At 36.8% G+C, this 26145-nt stretch carries 21 protein-coding genes, 1 other RNA gene and 1 pseudogene; 13 read left to right on the top strand and 10 right to left on the bottom strand.

Annotated elements, in window-relative coordinates:
* Positions 1-33: 33 nt before the first annotated feature.
* The 6 genes and pseudogenes from NHE85_RS10455 to NHE85_RS10430 all read left to right on the top strand — a co-directional run.
* A complete protein-coding gene (locus NHE85_RS10455) occupies positions 34-1761 on the top strand; it encodes a phospho-sugar mutase (protein ID WP_252811971.1) in 1728 nt (575 codons plus the stop codon).
* Positions 1761-3587, top strand: coding sequence for an ABC transporter ATP-binding protein (locus tag NHE85_RS10450; protein ID WP_252811970.1), 1827 nt, complete (start codon positions 1761-1763; stop codon positions 3585-3587). Before NHE85_RS10455 ends, NHE85_RS10450 begins: the two co-directional genes overlap by 1 nt.
* Before the next feature lie 152 nt (positions 3588-3739).
* Positions 3740-4714, top strand: coding sequence for a T9SS type A sorting domain-containing protein (locus NHE85_RS10445; protein ID WP_252811969.1), 975 nt, complete (start codon positions 3740-3742; stop codon positions 4712-4714).
* 113 nt (positions 4715-4827) lie between these two features.
* Positions 4828-5451 carry an HAD family hydrolase gene (locus NHE85_RS10440; RefSeq protein ID WP_252811968.1) on the top strand — a complete coding sequence of 208 codons (624 nt, stop codon included), beginning with the start codon at positions 4828-4830 and terminating at the stop codon, positions 5449-5451.
* A 5-nt stretch (positions 5452-5456) separates the two neighbouring features.
* Complete coding sequence (locus NHE85_RS10435; RefSeq protein ID WP_252811967.1) at positions 5457-6155, top strand: hypothetical protein; 699 nt, start codon at positions 5457-5459, stop codon at positions 6153-6155.
* A gap of 89 nt (positions 6156-6244) precedes the next feature.
* Positions 6245-6532 (top strand): annotated as a pseudogene (locus tag NHE85_RS10430) (TfoX/Sxy family protein); the annotation flags it as partial.
* Positions 6533-6539: 7 nt separating this feature from the next.
* Here NHE85_RS10430 and NHE85_RS10425 read toward each other — a convergent pair.
* Genes NHE85_RS10425 through NHE85_RS10415 form a run of 3 tightly spaced genes read right to left on the bottom strand, consistent with a single transcriptional unit; the run spans position 6540 to position 11499 of the window.
* Entirely contained in the window at positions 6540-7268 is a 729-nt protein-coding gene (locus tag NHE85_RS10425; RefSeq protein WP_252811965.1) for a hypothetical protein, read from the bottom strand.
* A 48-nt stretch (positions 7269-7316) separates the two neighbouring features.
* Positions 7317-9797 carry a TonB-dependent receptor plug domain-containing protein gene (locus tag NHE85_RS10420; RefSeq protein WP_252811964.1) on the bottom strand — a complete coding sequence of 827 codons (2481 nt, stop codon included), beginning with the start codon at positions 9795-9797 and terminating at the stop codon, positions 7317-7319.
* Complete coding sequence (locus tag NHE85_RS10415; RefSeq protein ID WP_252811963.1) at positions 9781-11499, bottom strand: M23 family metallopeptidase; 1719 nt, start codon at positions 11497-11499, stop codon at positions 9781-9783. The genes NHE85_RS10420 and NHE85_RS10415 overlap by 17 nt, the downstream gene beginning before the upstream one ends.
* A 177-nt stretch (positions 11500-11676) precedes the next feature.
* On the opposite strand from NHE85_RS10415, the gene NHE85_RS10410 reads away from it, so the two are divergent.
* From NHE85_RS10410 to NHE85_RS10385, 6 genes are all read left to right on the top strand, one after another.
* Positions 11677-11967: a hypothetical protein gene (locus NHE85_RS10410; protein WP_252811962.1), complete on the top strand. Its 291-nt coding sequence runs from the start codon at positions 11677-11679 to the stop codon at positions 11965-11967.
* 8 nt (positions 11968-11975) lie between these two features.
* On the top strand, positions 11976-12269 hold the full coding sequence (locus tag NHE85_RS10405) for a cell division protein ZapA (protein WP_252811961.1): 294 nt from the start codon (positions 11976-11978) through the stop codon (positions 12267-12269).
* A gap of 58 nt (positions 12270-12327) precedes the next feature.
* Positions 12328-12433, top strand: a non-coding RNA gene (gene ssrS, locus NHE85_RS10400) — 6S RNA.
* Between the two features lie 50 nt (positions 12434-12483).
* Positions 12484-14046 carry a ribonuclease Y gene (gene rny / locus NHE85_RS10395; protein WP_252811960.1) on the top strand — a complete coding sequence of 521 codons (1563 nt, stop codon included), beginning with the start codon at positions 12484-12486 and terminating at the stop codon, positions 14044-14046.
* A gap of 349 nt (positions 14047-14395) precedes the next feature.
* Entirely contained in the window at positions 14396-14872 is a 477-nt protein-coding gene (locus tag NHE85_RS10390; protein ID WP_252811959.1) for a hypothetical protein, read from the top strand.
* A 145-nt stretch (positions 14873-15017) separates the two neighbouring features.
* A complete protein-coding gene (locus NHE85_RS10385; protein ID WP_252811958.1) occupies positions 15018-15608 on the top strand; it encodes a hypothetical protein in 591 nt (196 codons plus the stop codon).
* A gap of 167 nt (positions 15609-15775) precedes the next feature.
* Here the strand turns inward: NHE85_RS10385 and NHE85_RS10380 are convergent, their stop codons facing one another.
* The 7 genes from NHE85_RS10380 to xerA form a co-directional block, all read right to left on the bottom strand.
* Entirely contained in the window at positions 15776-17188 is a 1413-nt protein-coding gene (locus NHE85_RS10380; protein WP_252811957.1) for a TolC family protein, read from the bottom strand.
* A gap of 51 nt (positions 17189-17239) precedes the next feature.
* A complete protein-coding gene (locus tag NHE85_RS10375; RefSeq protein WP_252811956.1) occupies positions 17240-20443 on the bottom strand; it encodes an efflux RND transporter permease subunit in 3204 nt (1067 codons plus the stop codon).
* Positions 20444-20475: 32 nt separating this feature from the next.
* A complete protein-coding gene (locus NHE85_RS10370; RefSeq protein WP_252811955.1) occupies positions 20476-21621 on the bottom strand; it encodes an efflux RND transporter periplasmic adaptor subunit in 1146 nt (381 codons plus the stop codon).
* Between the two features lie 196 nt (positions 21622-21817).
* Positions 21818-22411: a TetR/AcrR family transcriptional regulator gene (locus tag NHE85_RS10365; RefSeq protein ID WP_252811954.1), complete on the bottom strand. Its 594-nt coding sequence runs from the start codon at positions 22409-22411 to the stop codon at positions 21818-21820.
* A 118-nt stretch (positions 22412-22529) separates the two neighbouring features.
* The gene (locus NHE85_RS10360) at positions 22530-22928 is read right to left on the bottom strand and encodes a two-component system response regulator (RefSeq protein WP_252811953.1); all 399 of its coding nucleotides are present in this window, start codon (positions 22926-22928) and stop codon (positions 22530-22532) included.
* On the bottom strand, positions 22915-24438 hold the full coding sequence (locus tag NHE85_RS10355; protein WP_252811952.1) for a PAS domain-containing sensor histidine kinase: 1524 nt from the start codon (positions 24436-24438) through the stop codon (positions 22915-22917). The genes NHE85_RS10360 and NHE85_RS10355 overlap by 14 nt, the downstream gene beginning before the upstream one ends.
* A gap of 76 nt (positions 24439-24514) precedes the next feature.
* Positions 24515-25432 (bottom strand): site-specific tyrosine recombinase/integron integrase, encoded by a 918-nt coding sequence (xerA, locus tag NHE85_RS10350; protein ID WP_252811951.1) that lies wholly within the window; start codon positions 25430-25432, stop codon positions 24515-24517.
* Positions 25433-25524: 92 nt separating this feature from the next.
* On the opposite strand from xerA, the gene NHE85_RS10345 reads away from it, so the two are divergent.
* The gene (locus NHE85_RS10345) at positions 25525-26136 is read left to right on the top strand and encodes a porin family protein (protein WP_252811950.1); all 612 of its coding nucleotides are present in this window, start codon (positions 25525-25527) and stop codon (positions 26134-26136) included.
* Positions 26137-26145: the final 9 nt, after the last annotated feature.

The following is a 26145-nucleotide window of genomic DNA, read 5'->3' as shown; positions in this document are numbered from 1 at the left end:
TACAAATAACATCCTCTAAATTTTAAAAGAAAAATGAACATTGAACAATCTATATTAGACAAAGTAAACGTTTGGTTAACACCGTTTTTTGATACTGCTACACACGAGGCAATAACCGCAATGATGACTTCCTCCCCTAAAGAACTGGAAGAATCTTTTTATAAGAATCTTGAGTTTGGAACCGGAGGTATGAGAGGTATTATGGGTCCCGGTACCAACCGTATAAACAAATATACGCTTGGTAAGGCAACACAGGGATTATCTGACTATTTAAAAACTTCATTTCCGGGAGAAGAACTTAAAGTTGCTATAGCTTACGATTGCAGGCATAATAGCGACACACTGGCTAAAGTAGTTGCCGATGTATTTTCGGCTAACGGAATTAAGGTATTTCTTTTTTCTGAGCTGCGCCCCACTCCTGAACTGTCTTTTGCAGTAAAACAACTTAACTGCCATGCAGGTATAGTGCTTACAGCATCTCATAATCCACCGGAATATAACGGATATAAGGTATACTGGCAGGATGGAGGCCAATTGGTTCCACCACAGGATGGTGAATTAATTGAAGTTATTGAAGCCTTAAACTATGATCAGATAAAGTTTGAAGCCAATGAAAGCCTGATAGAATATATAGATGACAAGCTGGATAAAGCATTTATTCAGTCATCATTACTAAATGCTACTTTTAATACTCCACAAGAAGCTAAAGATGCATTAAAAGTAGTTTTTACACCGCTTCATGGCACATCTATAAAGCTTATTCCTGATCTACTTGAAGATGCAGGCTACAGCAATGTAGATATAGTTGCAGAACAGGCTGTTCCTGACGGAAACTTCCCTACTGTAAAATCACCAAACCCTGAAGAACCCGAAGCACTATCAATGGCTATTGCACTTGCAGACCAGGTAAATGCAGATATTGTTGTAGGTACTGATCCTGACAGCGACCGCCTTGGTGTGGCTGTACGCAATGGTAACGGCATAATGACACTTCTTAACGGCAACCAGACAATGGTGCTTATGACGCATTTCCTTTTAGAGCAATGGAAGAAAAAAGATATGTTCAAAGGCAATGAATTCATAGCTTCTACTATAGTATCTACTCCAATGCTTATGGAGCTTGCTTCTGCCTACAATGTGGACTTTAAAGTAGGCCTTACCGGATTTAAGTGGATCGCGAAAATGATAGTAGATTTCCCTGACCAGAAATTTATAGGTGGCGGCGAAGAGAGCTTCGGCTATATGGTAGGCGATGCTGTACGTGATAAAGATGCCGTTACCTCTACCCTGCTGCTTTGTGAGTTTGCCGCACAGGCGAAAGCCAATGCAAGTTCGCTTTACCAGGAATTACTTAAACTATATGCTGAATATGGTTTTTATAAAGAATATCTTATTTCTTTAACAAAAAAAGGTATTGATGGCGCCGCAGAGATCAAACAGATGATGCTTGACCTACGTAACAATCCGCTTAAAGAAATAAACGGCCAGCGTGTAGTAATGGTAGAAGACTACAAGGCATCTACAGCACGTAACCTGTTTACAGATGAAATTGAAGAGCTTAAACTTCCAAAATCTGATGTACTTATATATTACCTTGAGGACGGAACAAAAATATGTGCCCGCCCAAGCGGCACCGAACCTAAAATTAAATTTTACTTTAGCGTAAATGAACCACTTGATGATGTTGCCAACTTTAAGGCTGTTGAAGCATCATTAGACGCTAAGATTAAAAACATCATCGAAGAGATGAACCTTATTTAATGAGTTATTATAAAAAAATTTATCGCTTTGCGATACCTTATAAAAAGCAGATATATTCCAATATCTTCTTTAATATCCTTTATGCGCTATTCAGTACATTATCATTAATTGCAGTAATACCTGTACTTAAGGTTATTTTTGATGATAAAAAAACAATAGTAACCAAGCCAGTATATCAGGGAATAAGTGAATTAAAAGAATTTTCAGAAAATTACCTGAATTATGTACTGACAACAGAGATAAGTGAGCATGGAGAGTTTACAGTACTTATGTTTATCATAGGTTTTATAATTGCTATTTTCCTGCTAAAAAATCTTTGTAATTATCTTGCTCTTTATTTTATAACTCATATGAGAAACGGTGTTATAAAAGACATGAGAACAGAATTATATGGCAAAATCGTAAGGCTTCCTGCCTCATATTATTCTGCTACAACCAAAGGTGATGTAATAGCAAAAGTTACTACGGATGTAAACGAGATAAGTAACTCATTCCTTAACATTCTTGAGATGATAGTAAAAGAGCCACTTACTATATTGTTTACTATGATAGCAATGTTCTGGCTTAGCATTCAGCTTAGTTTGTTTGTACTTGTTTTCATACCTATTGCAGGATTCATTATCTCTAAAGTAGGTAAATCCCTGAAGAAAAAATCAATGAGGGTACAATTAGAGCAAGGAAAAATACTTTCTACGCTTGAAGAAACAATAGGCGGACTTAAGGTTATAAAATCCTTTACTGCAGAAAATATTTTTGAATCAAAATTCAAACACACCAACAAAAGCTTATTTGATTACTCCAACACAGTATCTAACAGGCAAAACCTTGCTTCACCATTAAGCGAGTTGCTTGGTATAATAGTAATCGGGATTCTGTTAGTCTATGGTGGCTATCTGGTTTTTGAAGATGGTAGTATGGAAGCAGGTTTCTTTTTAGGATACATACTGCTTGCATATAACATTCTTACCCCTGCAAAAGACATCTCAAAAGCAAGCTATAGCCTTAAAAGAGGTACTGCGTCTGCAGAGAGAATAGTTGGCCTGCTTGAAACAGAGCTAATGATTTTGGACAAACCAGAAGCGAGTGATAAAAATACGTTTGAAAGCAATATTATTATTGAAAACATCAACTTCCGTTATGAGCAGGAAAATGTACTGAAAGACTTCTCCCTTACTGTACCAAAAGGACAAACTGTTGCCCTTGTCGGACAGTCAGGAAGTGGTAAAAGTACTATAGCTAACCTACTTACCCGCTTTTATGACGTGCAGAATGGCAGTATAAAAATAGACGGGACTGACGTGCGTGATATCAAACTTAAATCGCTTCGCAACCTAATGGGACTGGTAACGCAGGACAGTATATTATTTAATGACACTATCCGCAACAATGTAGCCTTAGGTAAACAGAATGCTACAGAAGAAGAAATTATTGCAGCACTAAAAATTGCCAATGCCTATGAGTTTGTTAAAGATCTGCCTGATGGTATTGATACTAATATAGGCGATAGCGGCAATAAACTTTCAGGAGGACAAAAGCAACGCCTTAGCATAGCGCGCGCTGTACTTAAAAATCCTCCAATCATGATTCTGGATGAAGCTACCTCTGCCCTTGACACCGAAAGTGAAAGGCTGGTTCAGCAGGCTCTTGAGAACATGATGCAGAACAGAACATCTATTGTAATTGCACACCGATTATCTACCATTCAAAAAGCAGATAAGATTATTGTAATGCAAAAAGGCGGTATTGTTGAGGAGGGTACACATGACGAACTTATAGCACGTGAAGGCACTTACAAAAAACTGGTTATGATGCAGTCTTTTGAGTAATATAAACTTTGATTTACATTTAAATAAAAAAATAGCTCCGTATATCGGAGCTATTTTTTTACATCAAAGCACTTTAATAATTTTAGTTTTCACATATCTGTAATTGAATTTAGTTCACTACATTCGTGCCTATAACCAATCAAAAATTAGTCATGAAAAAAACTACGTTGCTTTTATTATTATTGGTGGCTACCAGTGGCATGCAAGCACAAAATTTCTACAATTTCACAACATTTCAGGAAGATTATTCTGATCTTGAAAACAGCACATCTATCAACAATAATGCAGTTTGGGATTACGATGAATTTCAAGTTATCAATCTTCCTTTCAACCTTTCAATAGGCGGACAAACTGTAAATAAATTTCTTTTTGCAGATGATTACTTTGCTTTTATAACTCCAAATGGCGATTATGATACTGATACTGGTGTTTTTTATATCTATCCTTCTGCTGCATTAATACAAGATAGAACGTATAGCAGTAATGTTTCCAGTTCACCTATAAGCTATAAAATTGAAGGAGAAACTGGTAGTCGCATTCTAAAACTGGAAATAAAAAATGCCGGGTTAGAAAATGCTACAGAACTTGACTTTGCAGAAGATCATTTTTATTTAAACAACCAAATATGGATTTATGAGGCAGATAATGCTATTGAATTCAGATATGGAGATCATAACATAACAGACATTGCTTATATAGCCGAGCCGGATGAGCGTATTTTAGCTGGTATGGAATACAGTAATGAAAAAATTTACGTTATGTATGGTCAAAGTACGCAACCAACATACGGAGAATTTACACTTCAGAATTTACCTGATTCATTCTCTGCCGACGCCTATCCTGCAAATGGAACGGTTTACAGACTGGAAATATCTCAAGTTGCAGGTTTACACGATTTTTCATCATCAACTGTCAGTTTATATCCAAACCCAGCTTCATCTGTTATAAACATTCAATCTGAAAACTTTACAGCTTCAGAATATAGTATATACAACATCCTAGGAAAATTAGTAGCTGACGGTAAAACCGACACTGCAAATGATACACAAATAAATATTGAAAACTTAGATAAAGGTATTTACTTCTTAAAAATCAATAATAACTATTTGAAATTCATCAAAAAATAAAACCCTGTTTATCAGTTATTACTTACCAATAAATAATAACATTTGATTAATAGCTGCATTTTTTGCAGCTATTTTTTTATACCGTAACTTTAAGCATTAATTTAAATTGCTATATGTCCAAAAAAGCTATTATTTACGATCTTGACAATACTATTTATCCTGTAAGTTCTATTGGCGATAAATTATTTGCACCTCTGTTTGAGGCTATAGAAAAAAACGGACAGCATAATGACAGCATGGATGCTATTCGTAAAGCAATTATGCGCACCCCTTTCAGGCTGGTGGCGCAAAGCCATAACTTTAGCGAAGAGCTTACACAAAAAGGCATTGATATACAGGAAATCATAGACTACAAGGATGAAATAAACACTTTTGAAGATTACCCCGAAATAAAAAACATACCGGGAGAGCGTTTTCTTGTTACCACCGGATTTAACACTATGCAGCGAAGCAAAATAAGGCAACTGGGTATAACCGATGACTTTAAAGAAATTCATGTGGTAAACCCTGTAGAAACATCTAAAAAAGAAGTTTTTGCAGATATATTAAAACGATACGGCTATAAGCCTGAAGAAGTACTGGTTATAGGTGATGATCCTGAAAGTGAAATAGCTGCTGCAAAAGCTCTTAATATACCCACAGTGCTTTATGATAAACATAATGAACAGGATGCAAATGCAGCCACTTATAAAATTACACACTTTGCCGAATTAAAAGACATTTACCTTAATTCCTAAACCCCATGTACATACCCAATGACCAGATTAGCCTGCCTGATAACGATACAATCGTTTGGAAATACATGGACTTATCCAAATTTTTGGATATGCTGCTATGCAGGCAACTTTTTATGTCGCGTTCCGATAAATTTGAAGATCAGTATGAAGGTACTTTTAGCGAACCTACCTACGAAGAGCTTAAAAAATTATCTGAAGACAATCCTGAATTCCTGAACCATCATAAGTATCATCGTAAAAATGTGGTTATAAACAGTTGGCATATTAATGAATATGAATCTTTTGCCATGTGGCAGATATTCACAAAAAATAATGAAGGCCTGGCAATACAATCTACCTTAGGCAGAATGCAGGAAGCGTTAGGACCCGAAAACCGCTATGAACAGCATATAGGCGCTGTAAAATATATTGATTATAAAAGGGAGTATGTTCCATTGGAGAACATCTTTTTCCCTTTCCTGTTTAAAAGAAAAAGCTTTCAGTACGAACGTGAAGTAAGGATAATTGCCGACCTTTCCTCTCACAACATGCATATAAACGAAGGTGTTAAAGCTAATGTAGATATACATAAACTTATAGACAAGATATACATTCATCCCAAATCTGAAAACTGGTATAAAAACCTTGTAATACAGCTTATGCAGCAACTTGGATTTGATTTTGAAATAGAAAAATCGGATCTTGAAAGCGATATTTTAATTTAACAACTTAAATTAAAAATACTATGCCATATAATGAAGAAACCGTACAAAGAATAAGGTAATATTTCTTTGAAAAAAATGCACAATTCAGCGAGAAGAAAATGTTTAGCGGCGTGTGCTTTATGGTAAACAACAAAATGTGCTGTGCGACGCATATAGACAAAAACAACGGCGAAGATATGCTAATGTGTCGTATAGGTACAGATGCCTATGATGAAGCTCTTGAAAGCAATTACGTTAGCCCGATGCAGTTTACCGGAAAAGAAATGAAAGGATATGTTTATGTTTCTGAAGATGGCTTTAAAACCCAAAAAGATTTAAAACGCTGGCTACAGTTATGCCTGGATTTTAATCCGTTTGCAAAAGCATCAAAAAAATAAGTATGCTTTAATTTACCGGTTCATAATCGGTAACAGGCCAGTCAGGAGCAAGAAGATTTATATAATGATAATGCACTTTATCATTTTTATCAAAAGCACCATTTTTATTAATATCCTCTATAGTCCTAAAGTAAACCCTGCCCTGTACTTCAACAATATTCCAGTCAATCAGCTCCTGTACATCCTGAGATAATTTCCTGAAGCCCATGCCGGCACCATCACTTATATATAAAGACCTGATATCATTAGCATCAACTTTGCTGTCCTGATTAGTATCAGAATCTACAATAGTATAAAGTAATATTTGCTTTTTATATCTGTCGGCAATGGTATTTAGATAGGTAGCCGTTTGTATCTGGACCTTCTTATCGGTAAGCGGCCTTAAAGCAGTAGAGTCTATATGCTGAAACTTCAGATTCTCAAAATAACCTGTAATTTCAAAACGATTATAGTTTGAAATAGCATAGCTTACATTGCCATTAGTTCGGCTTGACCCATAACTTCTGTTACTGTCGTCATATATTCTTATATCCCCTATTGGGTGTATAAGATATTTGGTCCCTTCCATATAAACAGGAAGATCGGCTATTTTTATTTGTGTAGAATCAATTCGTTTTATCGGGGCCTTAACAGACCTCGTTGCATCATAAATAACCTTAGGTTTAGGCTCTTCGTCGTTACAGGCAACAAAGGATAAAGAAAACGCTGATATGATAACTATTAAGGCTTTTTTCATTTTTCAGAGAGGTTATAGTATCAAAAATAAGCAAAATGTTTCAATAAATTAAATACTTACATTCAACTTAAGGCTAAATACACGGCTGGTAAGGTAATTAGGTATACCATATTGGCTTTTGGTATATACATCGCGCACCCATGTATTAGTAATAGAGTTTTGATTATTGAAAAGGTTAAATATCTCAAGCCCTAAGGATAATTCTCTAAAAGGAGAGAGCCAGTGCCCTTTAGGGTATACTGTTTTTGAATCGGTAAACACATAGGCGAAACCTGCATCTACACGGCGGTAATCATTAAGGCGCGACTGATATTTATAAGAATCGGCATAAGAAGGCGAACCTCCCGGCAAACCTGTGTTATATACCATATTAAGATACACTTTAAGATTAGGAATATTAGGCACATAATCCTGAAAAAGAATACCAAACTTCAGTCTCTGGTCAGTAGGCCTTGCAATATATCCCCTGTCATTTATGTTTTCCTCTGTTTTCATGTACCCAAAACTAAGCCATGATTCTGTTCCCGGTACAAACTCACCGTTCATTCTTAAATCAAGACCATATGCATAGGCTACTGCATCATTATTAGCACGATAACGAATACGTACGTTCTCAATGGTATATGTATTTACATCATCCATTTTTTTATAATAGGCTTCAGATACAAGCTTAAACGGCCTGCTCCACATCCTGAAACTATAATCATTACCTAATACCACATGAATAGACTTTTGTGCTTTAACATTAGGCCTAACCTGCCCTAATGAGTCGCGGAGCTCGCGGTAAAAAGGCGGCTGGCTGTACAATCCTCCCGAAAGACGGAAAAGCATATCCATTTGCCATGCCGGCTTTAATGTAAGCTGTCCCCTGGGACTAACTATGGTTTGTGCCTTACCTTCCACATCTCCTGTCACTTTCCAGCTGTGTGCCCTAACACCTGCATTCATAAACAAATCTGCCTCTCCAATTTTAGTTCTGTGGCTCCATTGCACAAAACCCGAAAAACGGTTTATCTGCACAAAATTGGTAGATCGTATATTGTTATACGGAACAAGATCGCCTGTAAAAGGATTGTATGGCTGGTCATTAACAATATCTACAACCGGTGGCCTTAAAGAAAATCCTGCGGAATCTATAACTTCCCACTCCATTAAACGGTCGCGAATATCTTCACGGGTATATTTTGCACCCCATTCAAGCCTGTCTCTTTTTATGATGTGATATCCTTTTACTTCAACATTAGCAATTAACGCATCAAGATCGTTGCGCCCATGATTAAGCTGAGAACCCACTGCACGTGCAAACTTAATATCCCCAAAAGTGTCAGACCCTATATTTGTATCTACCTCACCAAGATTATATTGTGCAAGAATATCAAAATGTTCCTGCTCCTGTGTATGGTATAATGAACCTATGACCTTAAACTGGAAATTTTCTGATACGGTATAAGTAGATTTAAATGCTCCGAAATAAGTTGTATATTGATCTTTTTCCTGACCATCATAAAATATCTGCAACGCTATAGGATCATCAATAGTACCAAAGTTAGTCTGCCTTGTTAAAGGCTGATAATTGTATTTATTCTGTGAAATATTACCCAAAAAGCTAAGTTCCCATTTCGCATTAGGCGTAAAGTTTAGCATAGCCTGAACATCGGTGAACGTAGGCTTATAATTAGTTTTGGTTTGCTGGCTGTTAACCAGTAAGCTGTTATCTCTGTAACGCGCTCCTACAATACCACTCCATTTTTGGTTTTTAGAAATACCATCGGCAGTAATGCTTCCGCCAAGAAAACTGGCTTCGGCTTTAAGACCATTTCTTACAGGCCTTCTATAAGTAACATCTAACACAGATGACATTTTATCACCATACTTAGCCTGAAATCCACCGGCAGAAAATTCTACATTTTCAACCATTGCCGTGTTGGTAAAACTTAATCCTTCCTGTTGGCCTGAACGTATAAGAAAAGGACGGTATATTTCTATATCTTCAACATACACAAGGTTTTCATCATAATTACCACCACGTACAGAATATTGTGTACTCATCTCATTATTAGAATTACCCCCTAATAGTTTGATTATATTTTCAACTCCGGGGTTCGCTCCGGGAATATTTTTAATTACTTCACGTGAAATCTTTGTAAGACCCTGTACTCTCTGGCGGCTTGTTTCTCCTGTAATAGTAACGCCTTCAAGCTGCCTGCTTGCAGCTATAAGCACTGCATTTATTTCACCTTTCTTATTAGCAGGAAGAGTAACCGGTACTGATGCAGGCACATAACTTACATGAAGGTAATATAATATTACCTCTTTACCTGCAGGAATTTCAAGCGTATAAAACCCTGTTTTATCAGATACCGTTTCTCCTGTGTTACCTTTATTGTCATCATACTTAACGGTAACACCTTCAGCGGGCTGTCGGCTTTCATCTAATAGCACACCATATATAAGGGCTTTATTTTGTGCAAAAGTGGCTGTACCTGCCAGTATAAGCAGCACAGTAAATAGTTTATTTATCGTTTTCAACAGAGGTCGTGTTTTGTGTTCTGAAAAAATGCGTTTCAAAGGTAGCAGAATTTCCCACATTATCAGTAACAGTAACTTTTAAATCGTTACGCCCTTCGTCCACAATACCATCACTAAAATTATGGAAAATAATACGGGTCTTATAATCGTAGTGCATAAGAATCCACTTACCGTTAAGCCATGCATCAATAGTTGCTATGCCTGAGCGGTCGTCGCTTATTTTCATGCTAAATTGTTTACTCTTTGTAAGCCATTTACCTTCAGCAAAGCTCGGACTGTAAATTTTTGGTGGATTGTTATCCTGCATAAGCTTAAAGTCGCCCAGTGTTTTGACTTTTGCAGTTAATTTCCCGCCCTCCATATAACTCGAGTTATAAGAAACTCTTTTATCGGTAAAAGTGGCAATAAAGGTTTTTTGCAGCACTTCATTTGAAAGGCCTTTAACATCAAATGATACTGTTAATGGAGTATGTACCGGCACTGTAGGATTATGAAGATGTAGTATTGAATCTTCCACATCAAAATCCATATAAAAATCCTCGTAAAAAGAATTGGCCGGAATAAATACAGAGACCCCGTTTTTTGTATAATTATGGTCATTTTCTGCCTGAACAAAATAAGGCGTCACGTGTTTTGGCTCAGTTACTTTTGCGGGTTTGTAAGAATATTCAATACTTCCGTTGATAATGGTTTTATTGCCATGAAAATCGCTTATCTCTATCCTGTAATTTTTGACCTCACCTTCAACAGCTTCAAACTGACCGTTTGTAATATTGTTTTTTATTACAGAAAAAGGATATGGCGTTTTAATAAACAGCTTTTGAAAACGCTGCCCAGTATGATAGAAACGTGAATAATCTATAAAATTATTAATGTAACGCGATTCGCTAAACGCAAAAGTACTAAAGGTATAATGAAAGTATGGATTACCATTTTCAAAAGTCTCTACATTATAAACGCCATTATTACCCAGGCTGCCTGTAGATTTATCTGCCGCATTAATACCCAAACCTACTTTGCCTCTTGCAAGTATCTTATCGGCAAGATAAGTTCCATCCTTTTGCAAACGTATATGTACGGGCATAGGCTTAGCAGATTCGTTTGCCACAGCATCATCGCTTAACGGATACACCATAAGCCCGTAAACAGATGGAGCTTTTTTATCTTCCATTATTTTATCTAATCCAAATAACAGAGGATTAATAACCCATTCGGTTTTGGTATCCCTAAATTCAAAATGAAGATGGGGCCCTCCGGAACCTCCTGTGTTACCGGAAAGTCCTATTAATTCTCCTTTGGTTATTTTAATCTCATCTTTAGCAGGGAAAATTTCAATATCAAAAGATTTCTTTTCATATTGTTTCGCCCTTACATAAGCATCTATCTTTTCAGAATATGCCTGAAGATGACCGTAAAGCGTAGTATACCCATTTGGGTGATCTATATATAAAGCAGTACCATAACCGTAGGCTGATACCCTGATACGTGAAACATAACCATCGGCGGCGGCATATACTGGCAATCCCTCACGCTGTTGTGTACGAAAATCGAGTCCGGCGTGAAAATGATTTGTGCGAAGCTCACCAAAGGTTCCTGACGGATGTATAGGAATATCCATAGGTGAACGGAAATAATTTTGTGGATAAGGCTGCTGTGCCCATAAAGCTGTAGTAAAAAACAGGAATAAAACAAACGATCTCATAGGGCTAAAATATAAAAAAGCAGCTTAAAAACAACTGGCTTTGGCTTAATCTTATAACTGTTTACCCTTCAATTTATTACACGCCTGCGAAATTTTTCGTATAAATTTTACACAAACTATTGTTTCTAATTAAAGTAATACTAACTTTGTAAAATCATGTAATGAAAGTTGACTGTTATGAACGGATTATCCGAAATAGTTGATGCTCTTGAGATTAAACTTGAAAAGCTGTCTCAAAAACTGGACAGGCTGCAAAGTGAGAATCAGGAACTGAAAAACGAGGTCTCCCGGTCAGCTTTGGCTTTAAAAAGACAAAGTGAAGATATTGTAGCGCTTAAACAGCAAAACGAATCTTTAAGGATGGCCAATTCATTACTCGGCAGTGACGACAATAAAAGAGAAACAAAACTCAAAATAAATTCATTGATCCGCGAAATTGATTACTGTATAGCACAACTCTCTGATTAACACAGAAGATGGACGAAAAGCTTAAAATTAAGATATCAATTGCCGACAGGGTTTACCCGTTAAATGTAGATCCGGCACAGGAAGAGGGGCTGAGAAGCGCTTCCAAAAAAATTGATGCCATGATAAGGCAGTTCGAAGAAAATTATGCAGTTCGCGATAAACAGGATGTACTGGCAATGTGTGCACTACAATTTGCAGCGCAAGCCGAACAAAAGCAGATAGATAAGTCTGCCGATCTGGAAACAGCCTTTGAAAGGCTTAGAAAAATGGATGAAAAAGTGAGTGCCCTTCTCTCTAAATAATAAAATACGTTCTTTACATACGTCAAAAATACTGCCTACATTAGTACAAATTTGATAAACTCAACGCCAATACTTTAAAATGGGTGAATCGTCGCTACTATAGCATGCTGCCTTGAGCAGATCCTTGAACAGCGGGTTAGCCCAAAACTTGTCTTTACGAGTTTATACAATTCTTCTGATGTAGGCTTTTTTATATAAAAACCAAACATAATCTATGGACATTACTTTAATAATAATTATCGGGATTGTAGGGGCAGCGGCCGGATTTGGGGTCGCGAAATTCCTGGAGAAGAAAAATGTATCAAATCTGATAAAAAATGCTAAAAAAGAGGCCGGTTCTATACTTAAAGACGCCAAAACTGAAGCAGAAGCGATAAAAAAAGACAAATTACTGCAAGCTAAAGAGAAATTTCTTGAGCTAAAAGCAGAACATGAGCAGGTAATATTAGGCAAAGACAAAAAAATTGCCGAAGCTGAAAAAAGAACCCGCGATAAAGAATCGCAGGTATCTAACGAACTGGCTAAAACTAAAAAAATTAATGATGAGGCGGAAGCAAAAATCGCCGACTATAATAACCGTATAGACTATCTTGATAAAAAACAACAGGAAATAGACAGGCTTCACAAAAGCCAGGTTGAACAACTTGAAGTTATTTCGGGATTATCGGCAGATGAAGCTAAAAACCAGCTTATTGAAAGCCTTAAAGCTGAGGCTAAAACCAATGCTATGTCTCATATTCAGGACACTATTGAAGAGGCTAAGCTTACAGCACAGCAGGAAGCTAAAAAAATTATCATCAGCACTATTCAGCGTGTAGGTACAGAAGAAGCAGTAGAAAACTGTGTATCTGTATTCAACATCGAATCTGACGATGTAAAAGGCCGTATTATTGGTCGTGAAGGCCGTAATATACGTGCGCTTGAAGCTGCAACAGGTGTTGAGATTATTGTTGACGATACCCCTGAGGCTATCATCCTTTCTTGTTTTGACCCTGTGAGAAGAGAAATTGCCCGTCTTGCATTACACAAACTTGTTACTGACGGAAGGATTCACCCTGCACGTATTGAAGAGGTGGTTGCGAAAACTGCAAAACAAATTGAAGACGAAATTATTGAAGTAGGTAAGCGTACCGTGATCGATCTTGGTATTCACGGACTACACCCTGAACTTATTAAGATAGTAGGCAGAATGAAATATCGTTCTTCTTACGGGCAAAACTTACTACAACACTCGCGTGAAGTAGCTAAACTTTGTGGAATTATGGCTGCTGAGCTTGGCCTTAATGTTAAGCTTGCCAAAAGAGCAGGTTTACTTCATGATATTGGTAAAGTGCCGGATGCAGAAAGCGATCTTCCGCACGCATTACTTGGTATGCAGTGGGCTGAGAAATATGGAGAGAAAGAAGAAGTTTGCAACGCCATTGGTGCTCACCACGACGAGATAGAAATGAAATCATTGTTATCACCTATCATTCAGGTATGTGATGCTATTTCGGGTGCAAGACCGGGTGCCAGAAGACAGGTTCTTGACTCTTACATTCAGCGTCTTAAAGACCTTGAAGATATTGCTTACGGTTTCCAGGGTGTTAAAAGCGCCTATGCTATACAGGCAGGACGTGAACTACGTGTAATTGTAGAAAGCGAAAAAGTAAGCGATGATATGGCAGCAAATCTTTCTTTTGAAATATCACATAAAATACAAACTGAAATGACGTACCCGGGACAGGTAAAAATTACCGTTATCAGGGAAACCAGAGCAGTGAATATTGCGAAATAAGGTTAATTAAGAACGTTCGTTCTGATTATATAAACTCCGGAGGTAACTTCGGAGTTTTTTTTGTATAAAGATTTCTGAAACTAATACTATATAATTAAACCACCCCGCCCTACGGGCACCCCTCCAAATGAGGGGAAATTGTTATTTTATATTAGAGTTTGGCATTCACCTCCTTTGGAGGGGTGGCTGAAAGCCGGGGTGGTTTAACAATGAATAGACCGCTCGTGCTACTCCCAAATTTATTATATTTGAAAAGCAATTTTCCTAAAATAGACACGAGCGAGACGCTCACGCCAGCGAGGAGAAACTAAAGCCAGCCAGCGGTAAATACAAAAATTAAGATATTAATATGATATTAATAGGTAATAAAGAATTATTCGCGATTGAATATAAAATGACCGATACCGATAAAGCAATGGGTTATTCTAAAATTTGGTTAGGAAGCCAATCATTAGGCACAAGCGAAGATCTGATATATTTAAGGGGTTATTTAGCAGCTGGCTTACAAGAAATTGCTAACTCAAGTGAATTGAATATTAAACTTATGAATAAAGAAGATTTATACAAATTCTTTATTGCAAAAATTAATAACTCTCATAACCCAGAACAACTAAAATATAGTATTAGATCTTTTGGTACGTTTTGTGATGATTTTATTATATTTTCATTTATTTACGATGATGAAATTAATATTGTATGGAAACTGCTTTCAAACAATACTCCATTCCTTGATCTAAATAATCAAAGTTTAAGAATCAATTATTTTAAGATAAGTAAAAATGAATATTTTAAAGTTTTAAATGAATTAATAAATAGAATATTTTAATACTTTCTACCACGAACGTGACCCCCTGCTAGCGCTAGCGTCTCGCTCGTGCTTATTCCAAATTTATTATATTTGAAAAGCACTACATGGACACGAGCGAGACGCTCGCCAGAGGTGAAATTACATGATATAAAATCAGATAGACATGAACGATTTCTTAAATCATTATAAAAAAATTAAGTTAGGATCTTTTTTAATTTTAATAACAAGCTGCTTTTTATTTTTGTCGTGTCAAGAAACTAAAAGTAGTAATACATTAAACAAATTACATTCGGACACATTTTTCAATGGGAAAAATGAAAAAGAAAACAAGCAAGGCAGCATCGTCATAAATGAAGAAAGAAAAAGTTCAAAATCTTATGATTCCATAAAGTGTAACTTAAAATATTTAATTGAATTAGAGAACAAAATTAATAATCCTGAAGATGAAGATATTTTAAACTTTTTATATACGTTTGACATATCCTGCACTAATAATATTGAATATTCTGAATATAGTAATGAGCTTCTGTTTCAATGCTTATATAAGCATCCTAAGCAATTCATTAAATTATTGAACAGTAATACCAATAATCTTAAAATTGATACTATTTTAAAAGAGCTGGAAAATCCGGTAAATGATAAGTATTTAATTAATACTATTCTGGAAAAAGTTAATAAACTTAATTATAGTAAGATTAAAGAAAATATTACAAAGGCATTATCTAAAGCACAAAGCAAGAGTAGTAAAGAATAGTAGGAAGTTTACCCTGCTGGCGCGAGCGTTTCGCTCGTACATACATAGGCACGAGCGAGACGCTCGCGCCAGCGATCAGGGCTTTGCAATCATAAATCTATACAAAATACAAAACCCTCCCCTGAACTAACAGAGAAGGGTTTCTTCCACTTAAAACAATAACACCATTACCTCCAGCCTCCGCCTAGCGACCTGTATAATTGGGCCACAGCGTTAAGCTGGTCTCTTTTTAATGCTGCCAGATCCAGTTCGCTTTGCAGTACATTGCTTTGTGCTGTAATCACTTCCAGATAATTGGCCATACCGCTTTTAAACAGCATATCTGCATTGGTTGTAGCTTTTTGCAGGTTGGCCACTCTTTCTGCCGCAAACTCCTGCTCCTGTTTAAGTTTCTCTACCCTCACCAGCGCGTCTGATACTTCGCCTACTGCTTTTAGTACAGACTGCCTGAAGGCAATAACTGCTTTTTCGCGCTCTACTTTTGCAACTTCATACTGTGTTCTAAGCTGCCTTCTTTGCAACAGTGGCTGTGTAATGCTACCAGCCACTATACCAAATAATGACGCGGGCATGTTAAACCAGTTATTCGATTTAAAAGAATTAAGTCCGCCCTGAGCTGTAATATTCAATGCCGGATACATAGAGGCTTTTGTTACCCCTACCCTTGCATTGGCTGCTGCCAGCTCGTATTCTGATGCTTTTACATCGGGTCTTTGACTTAAGATTGATGATGGAACTCCTGATGATAATTCATCATGAAGCGGTGTAAGATCTAATGTTGAGTTTCTTACTATTTCATTAGGAAGCGCACCTGTTAATATACTTAATGCGTTTTCCTGAATGGTAACTTCTTTTTCAAGCTGCGGAACTATTTGTGCAGCTCTAAGCCTTTGCGCTTCTGTTTGTTGTACAGCCAGCGATGTAATCTGCCCCGAATCGAACTGCATTTTTACTATACGCAATGTGTTTTCATTAAGTGCCAGGTTTTTTTTGGCAATTGCCAACTGGGCATCAAGCATAAGCAGGTTGTAATATCCCTGAGCCACACTTGCCACAAGATTAGTCTGAATCAGTTTTCTCGCTTCTTCGGTTTTAAGATACTGGGCAAGAGCTTCTTTTTTGCGTCCTCTTAGTTTTCCCCATATATCGGCCTCCCATGACAGCGAAAAATTAGCATTATAATCCTCAATATGGCTTGTATTCAAAAAGTTATTAAGGCTTATACCGTTCAAACTGTTTTTAGACGGAATAGATGTATTTGCAGTAACTCCAAAATTAGCTTGTGGTACATTATTCCATTTTGTCTGGCGTAATTGCATTTGTGCAGCCTCAATATTTTTAAGGGCAGTCTGCATGTCATAATTATTAGTAACTGCTTTACCAATAAGCTCCTGAAGACTTACATCAGGAAAAAACTTTTTCCACTCTACGGTTGCAATACTTGTAGTATCGGCAGTAACGGCAGCATTCCTGTAGTCCTGCGGCAGTTCCGGCTGTGGAGTTTCTATATCTTTAGACACTTTACAGCCTGTAAGTACCAGGAATACTGTAAAGAGAAGATAAATATTATATGTTTTCATTTTTAATGGTGGTATATTTTAAGTTTCCCCTCCGCAGAGGGGATTATTGTCTTATTTTACTAATTCTAATTCCTCTTTCAGATGCTCTAATGCTTCGGCACCTTCTGCTTTTTTAGGCACACCGGTTACCATTTCCTGAAGATATTGGAATATTATAAACAACACCGGTATAATAAACAATCCTAACACAACACCTGTAAGCATACCTCCTGCTGCGCCAATACTAATAGAATGGTTACCCTGAGCAGATGGCCCTACCGCACCCATCATAGGTATAAGCCCTACGATAAACGCCAGCGATGTCATAATAATAGGTCGTAACCTAAGTTTGGCAGCTTCTAAAGCAGAAGACAGCAATGTTTTGCCTGCTCTTCGGCGCTGTACGGCAAACTCTACAATAAGAATGGCATTTTTGGCGAGCAGGCCTATAAGCATTACAAGTGCCACCTGTACGTAAATATTGTTAGATATACCCGTTAAACCTATAGCTGCAAATACTCCAAACACTCCTGTAGGGATAGAAAGAATTACCGCCATTGGAAGTATGTAGCTTTCGTACTGTGCTGCAAGCAGGAAGTAAACAAATAGTAAACTTAGCATAAACACTACCGCAGACTGACCTCCTGATATGATCTCTTCCCTGGTCATACCCGAAAACTCATAAGAATATCCAGGTGGTAAATGTTTTGCAGCTACCTCTTCAACAGCTTTAATAGCAGCTCCCGAACTATAGCCCGGTTTGGGAATAGCATTAACTCCCATAGAATTGAACAGGTTATACCTTGAAGCATTCTCCGGACCGTAAACTCTTTCAAGTTTAACCAAAGTGCTTACAGGTACCATTTCACCTGTTTTATTTTTCACAAACACGCCTCCTAAAGATTCCGGTGTAGCACGGGTATCTTTATCTGCCTGAACCATTACACGGTAGTATTTACCAAAACGGTTAAAATCTGACACCTGGGCACTACCATAGTACGCCTGAATGGTTTGCATAAGCTGTTTAACGCTAACGCCAAGCTGTTCGGCTTTAACATCATCTACCATCATCTCATACTGTGGGTAATCGGCTCTAAATGGAGTAAATGCTACGGCAATTTCCGGCCTTTTCATCAGTTCCATAATAAAGTTATTACCTATACCGCTAAACTTATCCAGTTTACCGCCTGTACGATCCTGAAGTACAAAATCCAAACCATCTATATTACTAAAACCCGGTACGGTTGGGAATGTAAATACAAAGAAATTAGCGCCTTTTATAGCCGAAAGCCTTTGTCTTACATCATTCATAATTTCGTCTATGTTACGTATTGCACCTCTTTCTTTATCTTCTTTAAGCAGCACGAATGCTACGCCAAATGATGGACTTGAGGATTGTGTAAGCATATTAAATCCGGAAAGTACATTTATAGTACGCTGATATTCTGCAGCACCCAGTACTTTTTCAACTTCAGATAAAGCCTGTGTTGTACGCTCTAATGATGTACCTGCCGGCATGGAAGCCGATATGGCTATGAAGCCCTGATCTTCAGAAGGTATAAATCCTGATGGGGTGGTTTTTATCATCCATGCTGTTGCCAAAACAACTACAGCAAGACCTCCCAGACTTAACCATCTGTATTTTACAAGTACCTTAAGGCTGCCTATGTAGCGGTTGGTTACTTTATCAAAACCAACATTAAAACCTTTAAAGAATTTTTCTTTAAAGCTAGGTGCTTTATAAACGTGGTCTTTACCATGTCCATGCCCGTGATTGTCATGTGCTTTAAGGAATAAGGCTGCAAGAGCAGGACTAAGCGTTAAGGCATTTACTGCCGAAATAACAATAGCAATAGCAAGGGTAAGGGCAAACTGCCTGTAGAATACCCCCGTTGAACCTTCCATAAAACCTACCGGAAGGAATACCGCCGACATTACCAGCGTAATAGAGATAATGGCTCCGGTGATTTCGCTCATTGCAGAAATGGTTGCCTGTTTTGGCTGATAACCCCTTTCAAGCTTGGAGTGTACTGCTTCTACAACCACAATGGCATCATCCACAACGATACCGATAGCCAGTACTAACGCGAACAGGGTTAGCAGGTTAATGGAAAAACCAAATAGCGACATGAAAAAGAATGTACCTAATATGGCTACCGGAACCGCAATGGCAGGAATTAATGTTGACCTGAAATCCTGAAGGAAAAGGTAAACCACAATGAATACAAGAATAAAAGCTTCTAATAATGTATGTTCAACCTGAGATATTGATGCGTCAAGATTACGCTTAGTATTATAAAGTATAAGATACTTAACATCTTTAGGGAAATTTTTAGATGCTTTTTCCATAAGCTTTGCTATAGATACCTGAATATCATTAGCATTTGACCCTGGTAACTGTATAACTGCAATATTTACGCCCGGTTTACTATCTACCCTGGTAAAATTGCCATAAGAATAAGAACCAAACTCAACGCGCGCCACATCTTTAAGGTGTAAAAGTGAACCGTCAGGATTTGTACGTACAATTATATTTTCATAATCTGCCGGCTTGTTAAGCTTTCCTTTATATTTGATTACATATTCAAAGGATTCCTGGCTGTTTTCTCCAAATTTACCCGGAGCAGCCTCAAGGCTTTTGTCTTGTATTGCAGCAGTTATTTCCTGCGGAGTAATATTGTAAGAACTCATTTGGGAAGGATTAAGCCATACCCTCATAGAATAATCTTTATTTCCTCCAAAGATCATTGACTGCCCTACACCCGGAATCCTTTTAATATCAGGAATAATATTTATTTGAGAGTAGTTAGCCAGGAATGTCTGATCGTAAGCAGTTTCATTTTCAGAATACATAGAAACCACCATAATAAGGCTGTTTTGCTGTTTTGCAGTTGTTACCCCTGCCTGTATAACCTCGGCAGGCAGCTGACTCGTTGCCTGAGATACCCTGTTCTGAACGTTTACTGCCGCCTGATCAGGATCTGTACCCAGTTTAAAATAAACTGTAATTACAAGCGATCCGTCATTACTGGCAGTAGAGCTCATATAGGTCATGTTTTCTACACCATTTATAGATTCTTCCAGCGATGGTGCTACCGACCTAAGTACGGTTTCTGCATTTGCACCCGGGTAGAGTGCCGTTACCTGAACTGCCGGAGGAGCAATATCAGGGAACTGCTGTAAAGGTAAATTTACAAGGCCAAGAACCCCCAAAATTACCAATAGGATGGATATGACCGTAGCCAGAACCGGCCGGTCTATAAATCTTTTTAACATGTTTTGTTTTTACTTAAGTGATTAGTATGTAATTATTTAACAGCAACTTCTTCCTGAATTTTCTCAGGAATTATAACAGTGCCATCCTGTAGGGTTTCAAAGCCTTTAAATACAATTCTGTCGCCTGCTTTAAGGCCATCTTTTATAAGATAATCTGTACCGCTTTTACCCAGTATTATTACCGGTGTTTTAGTCACCTTGTTGTCTTTATCTACTATATAAACAAAAACTTTGTCCTGAACTTCTGCAGTTACAGATTGTGGAATTACAATAGCATTTTCATGGCTTATACCAAGGCGAACCCTGCCTGTATTACCTGAACGAAGAAAACCTTTTGCATTAGGAAAACTCGCGCGCAATGTAATAGCTCCGGTAGTTCTGTCAAACTGGCCATCTACCATATCAATTTTACCTTTTTGCTCATACTCACTATTATCTGCAAGTACTAATGTTACAGGCGGCAGGTTTTTAAGCTTTTCGCTTATGCTGTTGCCTGCATATTTTTCTCTGAATGCAATAAACTCCGACTCTCCAATTGAGAAGTAAGCATGAACTTCTTTAATATCTGATAATAATGTAAGCGGTGTAGGATCTGCTGCCGATACAAGGCTACCTTGTTTTTTAGGCAATCTTGTAATATATCCGTCAACAGGTGCTGTAATAAGCGTATAGCCCAAATTTATTTTTGCCGAAGCAACAGCAGCCTCTGCCTGTTTTTTATTAGCCTCTGCTATTTTTACAGATGCTTTAGCATTTTTAAGCTGATACTCAGATATTACCTTCCCTTCTACAAGCGGTGTCATTTTTTCAACCTCAAGTTTAGCATTTATAAGTGCTCCTTCGGCTCCGTTTAATGATCCCTGAGCGTTATTAAGCAATTCACGGTAACGGTTTTCGTTTATTTTAAATAAAGGCTGTCCTGCTTTTACAAAAGATCCTTCATCTACAAATACTTTATCCAAGTAGCCATCTACCTGCGGGCGAATTTCTACATTCACCCTACCTTCAACAGTTACCGGATATTCCTGATAGGTAACTGCATTAGCAGACCCTATAGTAAGTACAGGAACCGAAACAGCTTGAGGTGCAGCTGCCTGTTGTTCGCCCTTACCGGAAAATCCGTAAAAAGCAATACCTGCAACCAGTACAATAGCTATGATTAAAATTATACGTTTCATAATAGTATTAAATTATTTAATGATGTTAAGTGATAGTCCAAAAAAATTTTAATGTGATTGATGTGATTTGATTTATGCCTCATAAACCATTTAACAACGTTAAGTGATTAGGCAAAAAAAACTAAAGTAGTGTGTTCATGATTTATATAATAGTATTAAATTATTTAATGGTGTTAAGTGAAATGAAAAAAAATTTTTATTCTTTTATATACCGAATTATGCCGGTAATAGCATCTTTTAATATTTGCTTATTAATTTCATCAGATAAACCGTTACCCACAATATTTATAGATATCAGGCCATGTATAACCGAAAAAAAAGTAAAATACTTTTGCTTAATTATTTCAGGCTTGGGATCTTGTTCACCCATTAGCTCTGCAATAACATTGCTAATTAATACATACGGATAATCCGATTCTGTATTGCGTTGTGCACAACACGTCATTTCTACGCCATACATAAGCTGGTACATTTCTTTGTTTTTTAAAGCAAAGTTCCAGTAAGCAAGCCACATGGCTTCAAGCTGTTCGGCAGGATCTACCGATTCAATTTTTGCAGCTTCCAGGTCTTTTGATAAAATACTAAACCCTTTACAGGTAAGTTCTTGTAATATAGCCTCCTTATTAGAAAAATATTCGTAAATAATAGGAGCCGTATATTCAATTTTATCTGCAATTTTACGCATACTCAAGCCCTGCCATCCTTCTTCTTTTACAATGCTTCTGGCTGCTTTAAGTATGTTAGAACGGGTTTCTTCCTTCTGTCTTAATATTCTCTCTTTACTTCCCATTTTATAGCTTTTAAATTACTTAACAGCGTTAAGCAAAGGTAATACCTTATATTTTATGTTTACAATTTTTCTTTATCACTTTTTCTTATAGCAAGTATAGCCAAAATTTATAGTTTTGCTAAACAAAGATTTTATCAAGGTCTTCTTTGCATATTGGCTTTAAAAAGTAGCCCTTAACTGCGCCTTCAAATTCTTTCGATTTATTAATATCAACCTCATTGTTAGATGAGCTTATCATATATATAGTTGGTTTTTTCTGCAAGCCCGGGGACAGTTTACCAAATTCTTCCAAAAACTGCCATCCGTTCATAATAGGCATATTAACATCCAAAAGTATAAGATCGGGTAAAATATCTGAATCCTTATCTTTATTGCTTTTAATATGTTCGATAGCATCATATCCATTTATAAAAAATGTTGAAGCTACATCTATTCCATTCTGTTTAAACAGATTTTTCAGTAAAAAATGATAAATCTTATCATCATCAATTACATAAAGGTTGCTAATCCTCTTCATTAAAGTAAATTTTAAATGTAGTTCCTTTATTTAATTCACTGCTAACTTCAATTTTTCCTCCCATAGCCTCAACCTGATTTTTGGTAATAAATAGCCCAATACCTCTGGCATTTTGGTTTTTATGGAAGGTTTTATACATTCCAAACAGAGAGTTTTTATGCTTTTTAAGGTCTATACCTAATCCATTATCTGTTATTGAGAGCGCTTTTTTTCCATTAATGATCTCAAAATCATAAGAAATCATAGGTTTTCTTTCAGGATTTGAATATTTAATAGCATTAGTAGTAAAATTAAGCAATATACTTTCAAGGTAGGCAGGATTATAACTTACTGTCACATCAAGAGGTATATTAATTTCAATATCTACACCATGCTTCTTAATCTCATTATGTAATATATTAAGAATATTCTTAAGATAATGCCTTAGATTAAGTTCTTCTTTTACATTTTTAATTTCAGTCTGAATTTCTACCAGTTCTTTTAGGTGCCCTATAGTAATACTTAATCCGTCCGATATTGCTTCAAGATGTTCCATCATCTCCTGCCTTTCTTCTTCATTTGCTGTTTTAAAAAGGTCAAGCAGCATTTTAAGATTGCTTGCATGCGAACGAAGGTTATGAGATACTATATGTGCAAAATTGTTTAACCTGTTATTCTGGCTTACTATAATATTTATAGTGTTTCCCAGTTCAACTTCTTTTTCTTTTAACTGATTGATATCTTTAAGCGTACCTATGGCTCTTGTAGGTTTATTATTTTCATCAAAACTAACAGCACTTCCCCTGCTAAGCACCCAACGGTATTTACCTTGGTCGGTAAGTATTCTGTAAATACTTTCGTAAGAAGTCTGTTTCCTTTTAAAATAATCCCATTTGCTTTTATTATAAGCTTCTATGTCATCAGGGTGTATCCTGCTTAACCAGAAAGTATTGGGAAAATAACCCGGCACTTCTCTTTTACCCAGTATTTTCATTAATTGTGCAGAAAAATAAACAATATTAGTTTTTAAGTCCCAATCCCATATCCCTTCAGATGCGGCCTTTAAAGCATAATGGTATCGCTCTTCGGAAATATGTAGTTTTTCTTCCTGCTGTTTATGGTCTGTTATATCTATAGCCCTGCCATAAAAACTAACAGAACCGTCTGGAGTCAGTTCCGGTTTTGCCGTAATCCGCATCCATCGCAATCCCTTTTCTGGTAGTTGAAGCCTGTAGCTATGATCCCACTTAGTAAGATTTTTTCTCGATGCCTGCAGGCTTTTAATAAAAGGCTCAATATCATCCTGCACCATTCTTTCATAAAAAACCCTGCGGGGGTCTACCCTGAATAAATCGTGAGGCACTTCGTAAAGATCATTAATGCTCTCATTTATAAAAACAATAGAATATTTTTCGGTTTTATTATCCCAGCGTATCTTAAAAATAAGATCCGGCACCTGGTCCAGCAGTTTTTTATAAAAAGCATTTAAGCTTTCGCCATCATGTAAATCCGGGTTATCAAAAATCTTCATTCCCCCCTTTTTGAAAATTAGTGTACGTCTTAAAATTAAGAACTTTTATTAAGAAAAACGGATTTTTACTTAAAAATTATCGTCTCGGATGGTATGTATTTAAAATATTATTAAGGAATTTTCTGTCCAGGTGCATATAAATCTCTGTAGTCGTGATAGATTCATGGCCCAGCATTAATTGGATAGAACGCAGATCTGCTCCATTTTCAAGCAGATGTGTTGCAAAAGAATGCCTAAAAGTATGCGGACTTATTGTTTTATTAAGTCCTATTCTTACAGCAAGATCTTTAATAATGGTAAATACCATAGCACGGGTTAAGCTTTTTCCCCTGCGATTAAGAAAAAGGGTATCTTCATGACCTTTCTGAATAGCCAGTTTATTGCGATCTGTTTCTATATACATATTAATATATTTCTGTGTAAAGATGCCTATTGGCACAAAGCGCTGCTTATTGCCTTTTCCTGTAACTTTTATAAAGCCCTCGTCAAAAAAAAGGTCTGATAATTTTAAATTCACAAGCTCAGATACACGAAGCCCGCAGCTATAAAGAGTTTCAAGCATAGCTCTGTTACGTTCTCCCTGCGACTTACCTTCCTTATCCACTTTATTCAGTTCTATCGCTCCTATTAATGCATCAATTTCTGAAGTTGAAAGCGTATCTGGCAGCTTTCTGCCTATTTTTGGTACTTCAATAAGCTCCATAGGAGTGTCTTTTCTATAATCTTCAAATATTAAATAGTTAAAAAAACTCTTAAGGCCCGATATTATTCTCGCCCTGCTTCGGGCGTTTAATTCTGCCGCAATATGGTATATAAACTCTTGAATTGTTTCTTCAGTTATTGCCACCGGGCTAACTTCAATAGACTTGCTATTAAGGTAATCTACCAGTCTTTGCACATCAAAACAATAATTTTCAATTGAATTCACAGACAGTCCCCGTTCAATTTTAAGGTAGGTCTTATAGTCATTTATAAATTTAATCCAACTTTTCATACACGGTTAAAGTTATGTGAATTAAGAATCTTTTCAGAATTGCGCCAATTTTAATGCTATAATTTTGAAATACAAAACTAAAACTTATAAAAATGAGACAGCTATTTAAATTATTATCAGTAAGTGCATTATTATTTGCAGGTACAATTGGTTATGCACAAAACCCACAAGGGATGACTCCAAGTTTTGGAGTAAAAGGTGGTGTTAACTTTGCAACTATAACAGGTGACGATTTTGACAGCCCGGATTCAAGAACCAGCTTTAATGTAGGTGTATTGGCAGAATTTCCTTTAGCAGAAATCTTTTCACTACAGGTAGAAGCATTATATTCCGGACAAGGATTTAAAAGTGATGTGGACGGCGGTATTTTTGGTGGAGATGGTAAAGTAGAATATCAGCTTGACTATATTAATGTACCGGTATTAGCCAAAGTCTATTTACTGGAAGGATTTAGCCTTGAAGTTGGTCCGCAGGCAAGTTTTAAAGTAAATGAGGAAGTTGATGCCGATGCTAATGCTGACGACGGAGACCTTGATCTTGACGAAGCTAAAGATTTTGAATTTGGTGTTGCGGCAGGTGTAACTTTTCAAACACAAATGGGACTATTTGCTTCAGGACGATACACTATGGGTGTAACTGATATTTTTGAAAACAGCGATGCAAAAAACTCTGTTTTCCAGATAGGAATAGGATATAAATTTTAAGGTTGCGCC

Source organism: Flavobacterium sp. NRK1 (assembly GCF_024054175.1).
In the GTDB taxonomy this organism is placed as follows: Bacteria; Bacteroidota; Bacteroidia; order Flavobacteriales; family Flavobacteriaceae; genus Flavobacterium.
The sequence above is the reverse complement of the archived record's forward strand: the minus strand, read 5'-3'. Positions and strand labels throughout refer to the sequence as shown.

Bases quoted from the DNA above. Each gene is read 5' to 3' on its own strand.
- NHE85_RS10455 (WP_252811971.1), top strand. From the start codon at position 34: ATGAACATTGAACAATCTATATTAGACAAAGTAAACGTTTGGTTAACA.
- NHE85_RS10450 (WP_252811970.1), top strand. From the start codon at position 1,761: ATGAGTTATTATAAAAAAATTTATCGCTTTGCGATACCTTATAAAAAG.
- NHE85_RS10445 (WP_252811969.1), top strand. From the start codon at position 3,740: ATGAAAAAAACTACGTTGCTTTTATTATTATTGGTGGCTACCAGTGGC.
- NHE85_RS10440 (WP_252811968.1), top strand. From the start codon at position 4,828: ATGTCCAAAAAAGCTATTATTTACGATCTTGACAATACTATTTATCCT.
- NHE85_RS10435 (WP_252811967.1), top strand. From the start codon at position 5,457: ATGTACATACCCAATGACCAGATTAGCCTGCCTGATAACGATACAATC.
- NHE85_RS10425 (WP_252811965.1), bottom strand. From the start codon at position 7,268: ATGAAAAAAGCCTTAATAGTTATCATATCAGCGTTTTCTTTATCCTTT.
- NHE85_RS10415 (WP_252811963.1), bottom strand. From the start codon at position 11,499: ATGAGATCGTTTGTTTTATTCCTGTTTTTTACTACAGCTTTATGGGCA.
- NHE85_RS10410 (WP_252811962.1), top strand. From the start codon at position 11,677: ATGAACGGATTATCCGAAATAGTTGATGCTCTTGAGATTAAACTTGAA.
- NHE85_RS10405 (WP_252811961.1), top strand. From the start codon at position 11,976: ATGGACGAAAAGCTTAAAATTAAGATATCAATTGCCGACAGGGTTTAC.
- rny (WP_252811960.1), top strand. From the start codon at position 12,484: ATGGACATTACTTTAATAATAATTATCGGGATTGTAGGGGCAGCGGCC.
- NHE85_RS10390 (WP_252811959.1), top strand. From the start codon at position 14,396: ATGATATTAATAGGTAATAAAGAATTATTCGCGATTGAATATAAAATG.
- NHE85_RS10385 (WP_252811958.1), top strand. From the start codon at position 15,018: ATGAACGATTTCTTAAATCATTATAAAAAAATTAAGTTAGGATCTTTT.
- NHE85_RS10380 (WP_252811957.1), bottom strand. From the start codon at position 17,188: ATGAAAACATATAATATTTATCTTCTCTTTACAGTATTCCTGGTACTT.
- NHE85_RS10375 (WP_252811956.1), bottom strand. From the start codon at position 20,443: ATGTTAAAAAGATTTATAGACCGGCCGGTTCTGGCTACGGTCATATCC.
- NHE85_RS10370 (WP_252811955.1), bottom strand. From the start codon at position 21,621: ATGAAACGTATAATTTTAATCATAGCTATTGTACTGGTTGCAGGTATT.
- NHE85_RS10365 (WP_252811954.1), bottom strand. From the start codon at position 22,411: ATGGGAAGTAAAGAGAGAATATTAAGACAGAAGGAAGAAACCCGTTCT.
- NHE85_RS10360 (WP_252811953.1), bottom strand. From the start codon at position 22,928: ATGAAGAGGATTAGCAACCTTTATGTAATTGATGATGATAAGATTTAT.
- NHE85_RS10355 (WP_252811952.1), bottom strand. From the start codon at position 24,438: ATGAAGATTTTTGATAACCCGGATTTACATGATGGCGAAAGCTTAAAT.
- xerA (WP_252811951.1), bottom strand. From the start codon at position 25,432: ATGAAAAGTTGGATTAAATTTATAAATGACTATAAGACCTACCTTAAA.
- NHE85_RS10345 (WP_252811950.1), top strand. From the start codon at position 25,525: ATGAGACAGCTATTTAAATTATTATCAGTAAGTGCATTATTATTTGCA.